This is a genomic window from Streptomyces sp. T12 (assembly GCF_028736035.1).
Taxonomy (GTDB): domain Bacteria; phylum Actinomycetota; class Actinomycetes; order Streptomycetales; family Streptomycetaceae; genus Streptomyces.
In genome coordinates, this window is the sequence record NZ_CP117866.1 from 1,358,206 (window position 1) to 1,373,015 (window position 14,810).

Annotated in this window: 10 protein-coding genes; 2 read left to right on the plus strand and 8 right to left on the minus strand. The window is 67.9% G+C overall.

Annotation, left to right across the window (positions count from 1 at the left end):
* Window positions 1-440 precede the first annotated feature (440 nt).
* Entirely contained in the window at window positions 441-2,384 is a 1,944-nt protein-coding gene (locus tag PBV52_RS05910) for an alpha-L-fucosidase (RefSeq protein WP_274237213.1), read from the plus strand.
* Between the two features lie 197 nt (window positions 2,385-2,581).
* Here the strand turns inward: PBV52_RS05910 and PBV52_RS05915 are convergent, their stop codons facing one another.
* The 6 genes from PBV52_RS05915 to PBV52_RS05940 form a co-directional block, all read right to left on the minus strand.
* The gene (locus tag PBV52_RS05915) at window positions 2,582-3,211 is read right to left on the minus strand and encodes a TetR/AcrR family transcriptional regulator (protein WP_274237214.1); all 630 of its coding nucleotides are present in this window, start codon (window positions 3,209-3,211) and stop codon (window positions 2,582-2,584) included.
* Between the two features lie 175 nt (window positions 3,212-3,386).
* Window positions 3,387-5,984, minus strand: coding sequence for a rifamycin-inactivating phosphotransferase (rph, locus tag PBV52_RS05920; protein ID WP_274249286.1), 2,598 nt, complete (start codon window positions 5,982-5,984; stop codon window positions 3,387-3,389).
* 416 nt (window positions 5,985-6,400) lie between these two features.
* Window positions 6,401-6,922 (minus strand): ATP-binding protein, encoded by a 522-nt coding sequence (locus PBV52_RS05925; protein ID WP_274237215.1) that lies wholly within the window; start codon window positions 6,920-6,922, stop codon window positions 6,401-6,403.
* A 165-nt stretch (window positions 6,923-7,087) separates the two neighbouring features.
* A complete protein-coding gene (locus PBV52_RS05930) occupies window positions 7,088-7,540 on the minus strand; it encodes a hypothetical protein (protein WP_274237216.1) in 453 nt (150 codons plus the stop codon).
* Window positions 7,541-7,691: 151 nt separating this feature from the next.
* Window positions 7,692-8,543 (minus strand): phosphotransferase enzyme family protein, encoded by an 852-nt coding sequence (locus tag PBV52_RS05935; protein WP_274237217.1) that lies wholly within the window; start codon window positions 8,541-8,543, stop codon window positions 7,692-7,694.
* Window positions 8,544-8,556: 13 nt separating this feature from the next.
* A complete protein-coding gene (locus PBV52_RS05940; RefSeq protein WP_274237218.1) occupies window positions 8,557-8,832 on the minus strand; it encodes a hypothetical protein in 276 nt (91 codons plus the stop codon).
* 167 nt (window positions 8,833-8,999) lie between these two features.
* On the opposite strand from PBV52_RS05940, the gene PBV52_RS05945 reads away from it, so the two are divergent.
* Window positions 9,000-9,863, plus strand: coding sequence for a hypothetical protein (locus PBV52_RS05945; protein WP_274237219.1), 864 nt, complete (start codon window positions 9,000-9,002; stop codon window positions 9,861-9,863).
* 25 nt (window positions 9,864-9,888) lie between these two features.
* Here PBV52_RS05945 and PBV52_RS05950 read toward each other — a convergent pair whose 3' ends face one another.
* Together PBV52_RS05950 and PBV52_RS05955 are read right to left on the minus strand one after the other, a co-directional pair.
* Entirely contained in the window at window positions 9,889-13,908 is a 4,020-nt protein-coding gene (locus PBV52_RS05950) for a DUF4185 domain-containing protein (RefSeq protein WP_274237221.1), read from the minus strand.
* 218 nt (window positions 13,909-14,126) lie between these two features.
* The gene (locus PBV52_RS05955) at window positions 14,127-14,738 is read right to left on the minus strand and encodes a TetR/AcrR family transcriptional regulator (protein ID WP_274237222.1); all 612 of its coding nucleotides are present in this window, start codon (window positions 14,736-14,738) and stop codon (window positions 14,127-14,129) included.
* Between the last annotated feature and the right edge of the window lie 72 nt (window positions 14,739-14,810).

Below are 14,810 nucleotides of genomic sequence, written 5' to 3' on the forward strand. Positions count from 1 at the left end.
CTCAGCTCGGTGGCGGACTCCAGCTTCACCTGCGCGATAAGAGCGCAGCTAATGACGAATTCAAGGGCCCGCATTTGATCGCCTCGCGGAGGAACTCATCCCCGCGTCACGTCCTCCACCCGCCGCGAGGCGAAGGCAAACATGCCATGTCTGCCCATGAATAAACGGCGTGATACGCCACATAGCGGCCAAAGCAGCCTCCATGTTCGGCTTTTCATCCCTCCACACCGTTGACATTCCGGTGCCACATGCCCGAAATTCATGCGTAACATCTGGCGCCCGAGGCCCGTGAATTCCGCAGCACCACTGCCTTCTCCGTACCAAGGATGTCCTCACGCACTTCGGCGGGCATGCGCTGTCTCTCTCCCCGCAGCCGGAGAGGATTCGGCTCCTTCGGAACGGTCCTATGGCGCCGAAGCCACCGAAATGGGAGCGAGAGCATGTCGCCAGGAAACCTGTCCCGCCGAACGCTGCTCGGGGCCGCCGGCGCCGCTGCCGCCGCGACTGTGCTGCCCGTGGTCCCCGCCTTCTCGGGCCTCGTGTCCGAGGCGGTGGCCGCCGCCCCCCAGACCAACCTGAGCAACATGGTGGACATGCGGTTCGGCATGTTCAACCACTTCAACATGGGCACGTTCACCAACGAGGAGTGGGCCGCCCCGAACCACGACCCCGCCCTGTTCGCCCCGCCGGCCGTGGACTGCGCCCAGTGGGCAGCCGCCGCCGCGGCGGCGAAGATGAGCTACGGCGTGCTGACGACCAAGCACCACGACGGCTTCTGCCTCTGGCCGACCGCGTACAACAACTACAACGTCTCCAACAGCGCCTACAAGCAGGACATCGTCGCCCAATACGTCAACGCGTTCCGGGCCAAGGGCCTGAAGGTGGGCCTGTACTACTCGATCTGGGACCGCACCTACAGCGTGGAGGCGTACGACACCCGGCACGGCGTCGCCGCCAACCAGGTAATCCAGCCCGGTGACCTCACCTACATGCTGAACCAGATCACCGAGTTGCTGACCAACTACGGCACCATCGACATGTTCATCACCGATGGCTATGCGTGGCAGATGGGCCAGCAGGCCGTCTCCTACCAGCGGATCCGCGAGCACGTGAAATCGCTTCAGCCGGACATCGTCATGATTGACCACGGTGGGCTGTCGGTACCGTTCCTCGGCGATGCGATCTTTTTCGAGGAGCCGCTGGGCATCACCTCGCCGACCGGAAACACCTACGCCTCCATGCAGGGGCAGACGATCAGCAACGGATGGTTCTGGCATCCGTCCACGCCGACCGAAGGCCTGGTGAGCAAGGCGTCGATCCTGTCCCACCTGGCGGACCTGGAACCGAAGTACACCTCGTTCATCCTCAATTGCCCGCCCAACCGCAACGGCAAGCTGGATACCAACGTCGTCACGCGACTCGCCGAAGTCGGGGCGGCATGGAGCCCCGACACCTCCAGGGCACCGTTGCCGACGCAGATGCCACGCGCCGAGCACCCCGTGACACCCGTCAGTGCCTACGCGACCGGATTCCACACCGGTGAGGGCCCGATGAACGCGATTGACGGGCTGAGCGACAAAGGCTTCGAGACCTGCTGGTCGACATGGGGACTGCCCTCATCCCTGCCTCACTCGATCACGATCGACCTGGGTGGGGTGTGGAGCAACGTCTCCACCCTGGAGTACCTGCCCAAGCAGTGGAACCGCAACAACTCCACCGACGGCGACATCACTTCGTACACCATCTCCACCAGTACCGACGGTTCGACCTTCACCCAGGTCGCCACCGGTTCCTGGGCCGGCGACCGCGTCACCAAGGTGGCCGAGTGGAGCGCCAGGAATGTTGGTTTCGTGCGGATTCAGGCCTCTGCCAGCACCGGCGGATACGTCAACGTGGGCGCCATCCGGATAGGCGGCAGGACCGCCAAGCCGGCCCTGGTGTCGCGAGTCCTGCCGGGCAACGGAACGGTCTATCGCCTGGTCAACCGCAACAGCGGCCTGGTAGCCGACGTGAGCGGGAACGGAACCACCAACGGCACCAAGATCCTCCAGTGGCCCTGGCTGAGCCAGGCCAACCAAAAGTGGACCTTCACCTCCACCGGCGACGGCTACTACAAGATCAAGAGCGTCAGTAGCGGCAAACTCATGGAAGTGGCCGACCTCTCGCGTGCAGACGGCGGCAGGGTGGGCATCTGGTCGGACGACAGCGTTTTCCAACAGCACTGGGCTGTGACGCCCACGGGTGACGGCGACTACTACCTCACCAACCGGCTCAGCGGACTGTCACTCAATGTCGACGGCGCCTCCACCGCCAACGGCGCCGACGTCGAGCAGGAGACGTACAACCGGGCAACCCAGCAGCACTGGCAGATCATCGCCGTGTGATACACGGTGAGGCATCACCCAGTCACGAAGTCACATGTGCGGCCAGGTCCGGCTCCGGAGGGAGCATCGAGCCGGACAGTGCTCGTCACGGTCGTGCGGGTACACGATGTCCAGCCTGTCCAAGCCGGTGCGCTCAAGCGTCATGCCCGCCGCCTCGACAACGGGCGGGCCCGCGTTGCGCCGGAACGGCTTCGCGGTCAGCCTGCCTTGGCGGGAATCGCGGTGGGGTGCAGCCGGCCGTCGGCGAGCGCCAGCACGGCGGAGACGAGGGCTCGCAGGCAGATCTGCTCGGCCTCCTCGTCGGGCAGCGACAGGTGCTGCATCACGAGGCCGTCGAATCCGGCGAGGAAGTAACGCGCAAGGGTCTCGGCAGGCTGGGCGAGCGTCTGCCCCGTTCGCTCGGCCGCCTCCGCCACGATCCTCGCCGCCACTTCGGTCACGTCGCGGTAGTGACCTTGCCGTGCCTCGGCAAGAGAGGGTGTGCGCAATGCGAGCATCATCAGTTCCGTCAGCAACTGGTGGCTCGCAGGCTGTTCGCGCACGGTGTGCCACAGGGCGGCTGCCAGAGTGCCGATGGTCTCCTCGAATCCCACCCCCTCGGGCGTGGCCTGCTCGACCTGCGAGATCAGCTCTGCGGTGAGCTTCTCCATGACGGCGCGGTACAGTCCCTCCTTCGTGCCGAAGGTGTAGTGCACGGTGGCCTGTGCCACGCCGAGCTCGGCCGCGATGGCCCGGGTACTTCCGGCCGCGACACCCTCCCTGGTCATGAGGTCGATAGCCGCTTTGATCAGCTGGGGGCGGCGCTCAGCCGCGGAAACGTGAGCCATGAAGCGATTATATCGACTTAGTCTACCGATTAAGTTGGGCGACCATATGCCCGTCCGGATGCTCGGACTGTCCCGCGGCGACTTCGTCCGGCGCCTGCGCCGATCCCCCGGGCCTGGCGATCGGCGGGAAGGTCGCCATGACTTCTGACGGCGCTTACATGACCGGTGTGGTCGGTCAGGGCAGGATCTCGACGTACCCGTCGGTTCCGTGCACGCGGATGCGCTGGCCGTCCCGGATCAGCCGGGTGGCCTGCTCCACGCCCACGACGGCCGGCAAGCCGTACTCCCGGGCGATGACTGCGCCATGCGTCATCAGGCCGCCCACCTCCGTCACCAGGCCCGCGATTCCGACGAACAGCGGCGACCAGCTGGGGTCCGTGAAGGGCGTGACCAGGATGTCGCCCGCTTCGAGATCGGCCTCCGCCATGTCGAGGATGACGCGGGCCCTTCCCTCGATGGTCCCGGCGGACACCGGTACGCCGATCAGGGCGCCGGCCGGCACGTCGTCGCGCCGGTACGCGCCGGTGAGGGCCTCACCATCCGATGTGAGGACGCGGGGCGGTGTGAGCGCGTGGTACGACCGGAAGGCGTCCTTGCGCTGCTGGATGAGCTGGTCATCCACCTGGTTCGAGCGCACGACGTCGTGGAACTCCTGGAACGTGAGGTGGAAGACGTCCTCCTTCTCAGGAAGCACACCTGCCTGCACAAGGCGCTCGGCCTCCCCCAGCAGGGCCTGCTTGTAGACGAAGTAGCGGCTGACGATGCCGTACTTCGGGTACTCCCGGTACCCGATGAAGGTTCGGACCCGGTCGATCATCCGCTTGGCCTCGTCGGCTTTCTGGTCCCCGTCCGGCAGGGCCCGCAAGCGTGACAGCACGTCCTGTTCCTTCTGCTGCGCCTTCTGCCGCCCTTGCTCGAAGCGCCGCTCGGCGGCGCCCGGCTCGAAGTTCCTGACATTGTCGAGGATCACGGGCACGAGCGTGGTGGGGCGCTCGCGCCAACGTGGCCTCGTGATGTCGATCTCGCCGACGCAGCGCATGCCGTACCGGTCGAGGTAGGCCTCGATGGCGTCGCGCGCTTCGGTCCCGCCCGGGAGCTTCACCAACTCGTCCAGGAAGTCCTCGCCCTCGACGCCCTGCAGGAACGCCACCACCTCCGGATGCGGGCGGATCACGTCCGCGACGTCGAGCAGTGCCAGTCCCATCTCGGACGTGACGTTGTCGGGGGCGGACAGCGTGAGCGTGTCAGCCGCGTTCTTCTCGCCCAGCCACTCCTGCAGCTTGTCGTTGAGCCACCACGTGGCCTCCATCCCCGCCATGATCGCCTGAACGTTCAGCGGATCGCTGAGGACTCGCTTGTGCTCCGCGAAGGCCTCCAGCAGGAAGTCGAACAGAGCCGGTCCGGTCTTCGTCCGGATGTCGCGCTCCAGGGCGGCGATGGACGCCTGGCTGCGCTCGATCAGCTCGGTGACGATGGCCGGATCGGTCTCGACCGGGGCGGACGCACCGCCGGCCGGCCGCCCGCCGGGACCCGCGTCCGGGAGCGACGGGACGAAATCGTCGCGGGCGAGTACGGTCTCCAGCGCGTCCCTGACCAGCGGATCGCCTCTCCCCATGACGTCCAGGAGGCCGGCGCGGCTCGCGGGCGAGGCCAGGCGGCGGGTGACGTCGACGAACAGCCTCCCGCCGGCCTCGTGCATCGGCACCATGGCCGTCAGCTGCCACATGGAGAACCCGAGGGGCTTCATGGGGTCGGTCATCATCTGCTGATGACCGACGGAGACGTAGACGTGATTCTCCTGGTCGCCGGTGTCGGGGATGGGGAACAGCGTCGTGATCGGCCGGCTCTGAACGATCCGGAAGTCATCGTCGACCAGGCACCATTCGATGTCCTGCGGGCGGCCGAAGTGCGCTTCGATACGCCGCCCGAGCTGCACGAGCCGCACGACCTGCGCATCCGTCAGCGCCGGCTGCTCCTGCCGCTGCGAGTCGATCGCCACTTCCTGCGTACCGCCGGCCGGCAGGGCCTGCACGGCACGCTGTTTGGCGGCGATCGCCTTGGCGACGACTTCGCCATGTCGCACCTTGTAGACGTCCGGGTTCACCAGGCCGGAGACCAGTGCCTCGCCGAGGCCGAAGCCGGCGTCCACGGTGGCGACCTTCCGGTTGCCCGTGACGGGGTCGGCCGTGAACAGGACGCCGGCCGCTTGCGGGAAGACCATCTGCTGCACGACCACGGCCATGTGGACCGTACGGTGGTCGATGCCGTTGCGTTGGCGGTAGGTCACGGCCCGTTCGGTGAACAGCGAGGCCCAGCACCGGCTGACGTGCTGGAGGATCGCCGTCGGCCCCACGACGTTGAGGTACGTGTCCTGCTGGCCGGCAAAGGAGGCCGTCGGCAGGTCCTCCGCCGTCGCGCTGGATCGGACGGCGTAGGCGGCCTGCTCGCCGAGCTGGGCGAGCGCCCGGGTGATCGCCGCCGCGAGATCGCCCGGGATGGCGGTCCCTTCGATGGTCCGACGGATCTGCGAGCTGAGCGTGCGGATCGCCTCCCGGTCGTCCGGTTTCAACCGCGACAACTCATCGAGCTGATCGTCGATCGACGGCGCTTGCGCCGTGATCCGCCGGAAGGCGTCCGTCGTCACGCAGAAACCACCCGGCACGCGGATGCCTTCGATCCGCGACAGCCCGCCTAGCTGCGCGCCCTTGCCGCCAACGGCCGCGACCTGCGTCTCATCAACCTCTTGAAGGTCCAACACGTACCGCTCGATCATTGCGATACCTCCGAGGCGGCCGTGCTCCGTTGCACTGCGGCGGCCGATCGAATCACCGGCGCCTCCAACTCTGTCGTACCTCTTGTCGAGCACGTCCTCGTCCCCCCATACGCCGACAACACACGCACGTCGTGCCCCCGTTTCCGCAGGTTGTGACCTCGGCGAATGATTTTGCGCCCCCACCCGGGTCTTGCCGCAAGCCCCCCAGCGCGCTATAAGTTGAGAGTGGCAAGGAGAGAGTTCTCCTTGCCTTTGCTTTTTGCGCCGTCCGCACATACGGGTACGCGTCGTTGGCCCTGGCGGATGCCCCACCGGCCTACGGATGCAGCCGCAACTTTGCAACCTGGCCTCGCTTGTTGGAGCCAACGGGTCTCAACGCGGCCCGGCGATTGCGGCTTTCGCGTGGTGGGCGGACCTCAACGCTTGACGGCCTCCGCGATCTGCAGGGCGACCTGGGCGGGCGTGAGGTGCGTGGTGTCGACGACCTCGGCCTCGCCGTGCAGCCACGTGCGGGCCGCCTCGGCGTAGGGCTCGAGGTATTTGAGGCGGAACGGGGAGGGGCCGAGAAGGGTGTCCCCCTCGATGCGTCCGCGGAGGGTGTCCTGGTCGGCGTGGAGGACGAAGTGCCGTACCGGGATGGCATGTTGGGCGAGGCCCGTACTGATCTCGCGCCAGTACTGCTCGACCAGGACGGTCATGGGCATCACCAGAGTGCCGCCGGTGTATTCGAGTACGCGGCGGGCGGTTTCGACGACGAGCGGCCGCCACGGCGGCCAGTGCTGGAAGTTGTCCGTCCCGGGCAGCCCGGGCGTGATGTCCATGAGTGTCTCGCCGACCTTCTCGGCGTCGAACACCCGTGAATCCGGGATCAGTGGCTGCACGAGTGCACTGGTCGTCGTCTTGCCTGCGCCGTGGGTGCCATTGAGCCATACGATCATGGGACCCAACGCTAGCGCCGTGCGGGCAGCGAAATCGGGCACAGCAGAAATCCGGAACGTCTCCGGTGTTTCCCAGCGTGGTGCCAACCACCAAGATCAGGCGTCACCTATCTCGAAAAGCCGCCGACCGCAGCCGTCAACAGGCCGCAGCGTTCAGTTCAGTGATCAGTCGAACCAGACCACGAGTCGCACGTGCTCTGGTCCATGCAGCTCGGCCAGCGTCCGCATCACGTCCCAGACCGGCGCCCAATGGGTCTCTGCCCCGGCAACAGCGCTTCGGCTGAGCGTGCCGGATCGATCGGTCTCGTCCCAATCAGCGGCTACCAACTCGGCCCAGCTGATCCACGTCGTTCCGTGCGCGTCCTGTGGCCCGCCCCACGCGTTGAACGCCTCACGTAGTCCGTCCGAGGCGTCCTCCGGCAGGCCGCGGTCCTCGGTCAGCGGGCGGAACCCGAAGGAGTTGCGGACGCCGAAGAGGCAGGCGAGGGCGTCATAGGCGTTTCCGGTATTGAGGAGGAAGAGATCAATGGCGGCGTGCCATACCGCGTCCTCGTCGTCCTCTCCCCAAATCCGGGCCAGGGGTCTGCACTCGACCATTCCGCTCACGTCGGTGGACATGTCCGCATGTCTGCCGAGCGAGGGCAAGGCTCGTCGCCTCGATTTCGATGCCGAGCTTCGCCAGTGAGCGGTGGCTCGGCTTGGTGGGGACGACGGTCCCGGATCAAGGCCCACAGGACGTTGACTCGGCTACGCCCTCGAAAGTCCGCGATCAGCCATGTGTATCCAAGCCGTGGCGACCGAGTGCTGCTCGGATCTGGCTGAGCCACTCCATGCCCAGCCGGCGCCCGTTCGGGAATTGGTCTCCTCGATCCCAGCGCCACGTTGTGATCATCGCCAGCACGAGGACCCGGCACTCGCGCAGCAAGTCCTGATGGACACCCGGATAGTGCTCGCTGACTTCTTCGGGCAAATGGGCGAGGTCGAATTCGACGGGCCCACGGCAACACGTCTCAAAGTCTATGAACAGCAACCCGTTCTTCGTGGCGAGCACGTTGCCCGGGTGCGGCTCACCATGCAGCAGCTGCTCGGCGCCGCCGCGCTCGCCGATCACTCGTCTCAGCCCTCGTAACGTGTCACCGAGCAGCTGCCGGTCCGCGTCGGCGAGCGCCGGGGTGAACTCACGGTTCGCGACAAGTTGTTGAGCCTGCTCGACTCGATCCGTGAAGTGCGGCGTCGGGACATCGAGCGCGCGCATGCCGGCATGCAGCCGCTTGAGCGCATGGGCATAGTCGGCTGATGAGACCTCTTGAGGCGCCACCGGTTCGCAGTAGGTCCAAAGCGTGACCACGAAGCCATCACGCTCATAGACGCGTGGCTCCACTCGAGGCTCGAGAGCAGCCACGGGGCACCCGGATTCGGCGAGCCGCTGAGCAAGCTCGACTTCGAACTGTGCGACCTGATGCGCCACAGGTGCCACCCGGGCCAGAACGTCACACGGCAGCAGACGCAGAGTGAGCTTGTTCGAGTCGTGAAGAACGATCGCGTCGTCGGCTGTCAGGCCAACTGATGAGACAGCCGACATGGCCGCGGCCACCGCACGTGAGACCTCCGACGCCTGCATCGTCGCCTGTCTCTCACCTGACCGCCGGCTTGGCTTGGCGCGCCAGGCGGAACAGGACTTGGGAGTACACGGTGGTCGTTGCCGCGATGATCGTCGGGATGACCGCGAGCGCGAGTATGCCCACCAGTGCGCGGCTATCTTCGGCGTGTCGGCCGAATCCCTCGTCGTTGTCCATCAGCCACCGGTAGCCGAACCACCCCCACAACACCAGCGACAGGACCATCCACCCCACCGCCCACTTCTCGATCCGATGGGCGTCCCGGCGGAACTGTTCCACGTCGACCGTCATCTCTCTCCCCGTTCACGCTCATGATCAGTGGCCAGCTCATCACGATACGTTCGTGCCCCGGCCTCGGGCCCTCGCATTTACGTCGTCGCGGACGGCTCGGTAGGGCGGCGGGGTCTTGGTCCAGCTGCTGTTACCGGCGAACGTGGCGCAACGAGGGCCGCCCCCAAGTGCTGTGGCAGAGCCTGTGTGATGTCGGTTGTACGGGCGGCGGGACCGATTCCGTAACCGTCCGGCGCACGCTCGATCACACCACCTCCCCCGCACGCCACCTGCTCCCCGCGGCAGGAAAGGATGAGCCCACCATCCACCCTGTGGCCTGGGGTGCCACCATCCGGGCCTGGTACTCAGAGGATCCACTCGTGATGCACCACCGGACGGCGACGCTGATTCTGGCGCTCTCGGCACTGATGCTCTCGGCATGCGCCTCGGGCTCACCCGCGCGGCCGAAAACCGGCCGGCAGGTGGTCCTCGACCGGCTTGCCGCAGCCCACGACGCCCCTTACTCGGCCGCGATCAAAGCCGTCACGCAGTCCGGATCCAGACGACTGCAACTCATGGTCGGGCGGATCAACCTCAACGCGCCCTTGACGGGGCTCACGACGGACAAGACCGCGCAGTACACCGAAGACGTCGTGATCACCCGGCAGAAGGTGTACCGGCGTGCGAGCGGCTCCCACGGTGTGTGGCAGAAGTTCCCTGCGTCGGCGGCCAAGGGCGGCATTCCCATGGACCGGCTTCCGCAGTACGTGCACCTCATACTCGGTCACAGCGGCTCCGTGCGCCTTGGGAGCGAACCCGTCCGCGTGTCGGCCCGCCTCACCCCGAAAGACATCGAATCGGTCGACAGGACCGTCGGACGCAATCTGCGCCCCGCCACCGCAATCGACACCGCCGTATGGATCGACGAGGAGGGCCGGATCGTACGCGTACGCCAGGACATCCACTTCGCGTCCAACCCCGACATTCAAAACACGCTCGCGCTCACCGACTTCAAGAGCGCCATTTCGGTGAGCGCACCGGTCGCGAGGTGATCATCGGCCAGGTCGTGGCAGGAGTTCACGGCAGCTCGGCCAGGGCGTCCCGGACCCGCTCGGCGGAGGTGCGGGCCGTCGCGGCCAGGGACTCCAGCTCGGGCGCGTGCGGATCCCCTGGGGGGAGGCCGTGGGTCACCATCCCGGGCTGGCTGACCGTCCCCGCGAGGCGCTCCAGCAGCGTCAGCAGTTGGGACAGCCGCTCCCGGCCCAGGGACGGTACGGGCAGCTCGGCCGCGACCTCGTTGGCCAGCCGGGCTCCGGCGGCGGCGGCCTCGCGCTGCCTGGTGAGTTCGGCGGTACCGAGGTCTGGGTGGCCGGCCCAGTGGCCGAACCAGTAGCCGGTCTCGTGGTGGCGCTGCGCCAGGTCCGTCCACACCTGGACCACGTCGATCCGGTGGTCCCCCGCCAGCGCTTCGTAGCTCCGCCGGGCCAGCTCGGCCGCCCTGATACCGGGCGCCATGTCAGCGGACCCGTGGGTGCTGAGCCCGATCAGCCGCCAGAGCAGGGTGGCGAGCCGCAGTACGTCCGATGCCGCGAGGTTCGGGTCGGGGAGCGCCTGCGCCATGGGCCCGGCCAGCTCCATCGCCCGCCCGGCCGCCTCGCGCTGCCGGGCGAGTTCGACGCCGGCCTCGACCGGGTCGCCGCCGCCCCACAGGAGGGTGTATCCGGTCACGTGGTGGTGTAGCGCCTCGTCCGCCGAGACGGTCGCCAGGTCCAGGGAGAGCGAGTCGGCCCGCGCGCCGAAGAGCCGCGCCTGCTCGGCCTGCCCGGCCGCGGCGGCCTCGCGGCTCGCGGAGCGGAGGGAGAACGCGAAGGTGAACAGCGGCAGTTCGGTTCTCATCAGCATGGACTGGTAGGGGTTCCAGACCGACATGCTGAAGTACACCCGTAGGTTCGTCCCTTCACGGCGGGTGTAGCGCTCGAACTGGTACGGGCCGTAGACGTCGCCCCAGGTGTTGTCGGCGTCGCCGAACGTGTGCTGGGTGTGGTCGCGTCCGGTCTGGTGGATGAAGCCGCCGTACCCGTCCCTGACGTCGAACACGACGACCGGTTCGGTCCACGGCCCCTGGGGTCGGGCTCCCGCCCGCATGAGGATGCGGTGGCGGCCGGCGCCGTCGTTCTCGTTCCAGAACGCGAGCCAGTGCTGGGCGGCCGGCGACCAGCGCACCGACAGCTCGCCGACGTTCCCCGCGGGGAAGAGCGGCGCGGCGGACCCTTCCAGATCGCTCCAGCCGTCGGTGCCGGCGAAGTACCGCCAGCCGCCCGGGGTGCCGATCGCGGCGGCGGGTTTGACGGCCAGGTAGACGTCACTCGACCGGTAGCGGGCGCTGCCGAACACCACCAGGTGCGGGCCGGCGGGGAGCCCGTGCGCCTCCCCGTCGACGATCGAGGTGGAGACGTTGATGAAGTGGGTGCGCGGCAGGTCGTAGAGGTAGTTGAAGGTACGGCCGTCGTCGTCGCTCCGGGCGAGGACGGAACGGCCCATGACGTCCCTGCCCTGGGCCTGGTAGTGGTCGGTGGAGAAGAAGCCGTAGATCGCGCCGCCCCAGCTGACCCCGTCCAGTGGTACCTCGAACCCGCCCTGGCTGATGCCGGGGACGCGGGGCGGTTCGCGTCGGAAGTCGAGCCGCAAGCCCTCGTCGGGTGTTCCGCCGTCGACCACGGCGATGGCGTCGAGGTTGTCCGTGTCGCCGGAGAAGGATCCGCGCCAGGTGTCGCCGAACAGGACGAAGGTGCGGCCTCCGTGCTCGAACGGGACTCCCAGGTCGGTGCCGGTGATGCTGAACCGGCTCTCGGTCCTGTTGAGCGCGAAGGGCGGCTCGCCCGTACCGTCCCAGCCCGTACGGTCGTGCTCGCCGGTCAGCTGCGCGATCCGCACGGCAGGGGGGCGGAGGGCGGCCACCTCGTCGATCATGTCGACGCAGACGGAGCGCAGCCAGGGGTGGTTGACGTCGTCGTTCGGATGCCAGTAGTGCACGACCGAGCCGCGGTCCTCCTCGACCAGCACCTCGAAATTGCGGTGGTCGCCGGCGCCGTAACTGCTGCGGAAGAGCGTCGCGGTCCCCCGGCACGACTCGGTCACGTACTGGCCGGACAGCTGCCACTGTGCGAGATCCGCCGAGTCCCGCCAGATGTGCCACAGCACGACCGCACCGTTCGTGTAGCGGACGGGGACGACCAGTTCGAAGTTGCCGTGGTCGCCGGAGCCGAAGTCCGACTGGACGAGGGACGGGCCTCCCACGACGTCGCCGATGCCGTGGAGGATGTCGAGACTGACGCCGCCCTCTGCTTCCGGAGAACGCCAGACGAGGGTGCCGCTGCTGTTGTCGCTCCAGAACTGCCGTAGCCCGACCCCGCCTTGGGGTCGGGGGAAGGGTACGACCACCTCGAAGTTCCCGTGGTCCCCGGTGGTGAAGTCCGACTGGATGAACGCCGCCGGGCCGGAGACCCCCTGGTGTTCCGGGGTGATCCACGCGGCGTGCCGCCACGGCTGGTCGACGCTGCTGTTGTCGTGCCAGAAGTGGGCGAGTCGCAGGGTCCCGTCGGGCTGCCGCAGTGGGACCACGACCTCGAAGTTGCCGTGGTCATCGGAGCCGAAGTCCGACTGGAGGAGGGCCGCCGCGCCCGCCACGTCCTGGCCGGCGGCCGTGACCCACTGGCCTGCCTGCCACAGGTTGGTGACATCGCCGTTGTCGTGCCAGAAGTGCCGCAGCCGGCAGGTCCCGTCCGCCATCCGGATCGGCACCACCACCTCGAAGTTGCCGTGGTCGCCCGAGCCGAAGTCCGACTGGATGAGCGCTCCGGGGAAGGCGGCTCCGGAGGCGATCAGCTGCCCTCGCGTCCAGGGCTGCCAGGGGAGCGAGTTGTCCCGCCACCAGTGCCAGAGTTCGTCCCCTTCGAGGACGCACGCCTCGAAGTTCTTGTGGTCCCCGGCTCCGAAGTCCGCCTGGATGACGCTCGTCGGGCCGAGTCGCTCCAACGCGCGGACGGTCGGCCGCGGCCGTGCCTCGAAACGGATCTGGGCAGCGTTGGCGACGGGGTCGAAGGACTCGACGATCAACCGCAGGTTGGGCCGGGAGCCGTTGGGCAGTACGTGCTCCGGCGTCGCCTCGGAGGCGCCGATCGTGGGACCGGAGCGTACGACCGGGATCCTGCCCTGGTAGTTCGCGCGCAGTTCGCCCCCGGGAGCCGGGAGCAGTCCGTGCAGTACGACGGCTTCGCCGGGGCCGTCCGGCAGCGCGAGTCCCGCGTCCCAGCGGGTCGCGACGCGCAGTTCGGCCGTCCACTGGATGCGGTCGACCTCCACCACCGCGAGGACCGTCTCGCCTTGGCCGGCCTCGCTCAGCGCCCGTAGCCGCACGGACTCGCCGAGTGCGACCCGGCGCACCCTGCCGGAGGTATGGAAGTCCGGCAGGGTGTTGAAGAGCGTCGCGCCCGCGGGCATCGGGCCGAACCGCTCCCAGAACCGCATGTCACTCGCCAGGACGGTCTGCGGAACCGCGGAATCCGCGGGCCTCGGACGGGTGTGGGTGGGATTCGCTCCGCCGAACGTGAGAGCGCTCATGATGCAGTAGGGGTTTCCGTACTCCACGGCGCCCGCGAACGAGTGGTCGAAGCCCAGCGCGTGGCCGATTTCGTGCGCCATGTAGGAGTGGCTCCCGGCGAAGTCGAGCACGGCGTACGTGCCGCTGGCGCCCGCCGGGGAGGGGTTGTCGAACATGAAGACGAGCTTGGGGCCCGGCTGGGCGAGGTGTCCGGGCGCGGCGGCGACGGCGGCGGCGATCGTCTCGTCTCTGGTGCGGCGACTCTGCAGGTCGCCGTTGGCGTCGAAGTACGTGTCATGGGTGAGGCCGATCGAGCGGATCGCGTCGACCTGCGCACCAGTCACCGCGTCGACGATCCCGAAGGTGCACTCGCTCCAGTAGCGGCCGAGGCTGTGGCGTGCCGAGCTGAGAAAGATCTCGCGCATCGCGGCGTCGTTGCCGGTACGGGGCTGGTCGGACCAGTGGAACTGCTGCACGATCATCGGCGCCTGCCACATGCGGTTTCCCCCTTGAACCCGGGTGGGCTGCCGCGATCGTAGAGAACCGGGCGAGGGCGACCAAAGGGAGCTTTTCGGCCATACTCGCCCTCATCCAACCGCGTTCGGGGGCGGCGTCCTGCGGGTTGCGTTGCGCCGGCGCGGACGTCGGCCCGCAGCGCCGACTGGAAGCACCGAGCCCCGGCACATGTGCGCACACCGAAGGGCTCCATGACCGCTCAAGCCCGGAGGCGACTCCCCGAAGCCGTGGCGAGCAGGCCGTTGACCACCAGTTCCGCCAGCGATTCCGCCGTGGCCGCCTGCTGTTCCGGTGAAGTGGGCTCGGGCCTGCCCAGGCGTCGTGCAAGAGGCACCTCGACCATGCCCGAGACGGGTGGGATGACGGCGAAGAACAGCACGTGCATCGGGATGGGTGCCATGCGCCCGGAGGCGACGAGCCGATCGATGCACGGCACCATGAGCTGCAGGGTCGGAGCGATATAGCGCTCGTAGAGGTAGTCCAACCGCTCGGTGTCCGAGGTGAATTCGTTGACGAAGATCCGCCCCATCATGGGCGTGCCCGCTGCGGCCTGGTAGAAGGCGGTGACGGTCAGCCGCAGCTGCTCGGCATCGTCGAGCGAGGGATCGGCCTGCGGCAGGCCCGCCAGTTGCGCACCCAGCGCGTGGTCCACCACGGCGCGCCAGAAGGCGGCCTTGGACCCGTACCGGTCGTTGATGAAGTTGTGGCTCACGCCCAGGCGGCGCGCCAGCTCGCGAGCCGAGGCGTGGTCGTAACCCAGCTCCGCGAAGGCCTCCAGCCCGCGCAACAGGATGTTGTCCTCCTCGGGCACCGCGGGAGTGCCTGCTCCCGGGCGCCCCGGCCGTCGACCGGATTCGGCTCGCGCTCCCACTGATGCCTCCCA

Excerpts from the sequence above, each read along its gene's own strand:
- PBV52_RS05940 (WP_274237218.1), bottom strand. The coding sequence starts at position 8,832 with ATGACGGTCGACGTGGAACAGTTCCGCCGGGACGCCCATCGGATCGAG.
- PBV52_RS05935 (WP_274237217.1), bottom strand. The coding sequence starts at position 8,543 with ATGCAGGCGTCGGAGGTCTCACGTGCGGTGGCCGCGGCCATGTCGGCT.
- rph (WP_274249286.1), bottom strand. The coding sequence starts at position 5,984 with ATGATCGAGCGGTACGTGTTGGACCTTCAAGAGGTTGATGAGACGCAG.
- PBV52_RS05925 (WP_274237215.1), bottom strand. The coding sequence starts at position 6,922 with ATGATCGTATGGCTCAATGGCACCCACGGCGCAGGCAAGACGACGACC.
- PBV52_RS05915 (WP_274237214.1), bottom strand. The coding sequence starts at position 3,211 with ATGGCTCACGTTTCCGCGGCTGAGCGCCGCCCCCAGCTGATCAAAGCG.
- PBV52_RS05910 (WP_274237213.1), top strand. The coding sequence starts at position 441 with ATGTCGCCAGGAAACCTGTCCCGCCGAACGCTGCTCGGGGCCGCCGGC.
- PBV52_RS05950 (WP_274237221.1), bottom strand. The coding sequence starts at position 13,908 with ATGTGGCAGGCGCCGATGATCGTGCAGCAGTTCCACTGGTCCGACCAG.
- PBV52_RS05930 (WP_274237216.1), bottom strand. The coding sequence starts at position 7,540 with ATGTCCACCGACGTGAGCGGAATGGTCGAGTGCAGACCCCTGGCCCGG.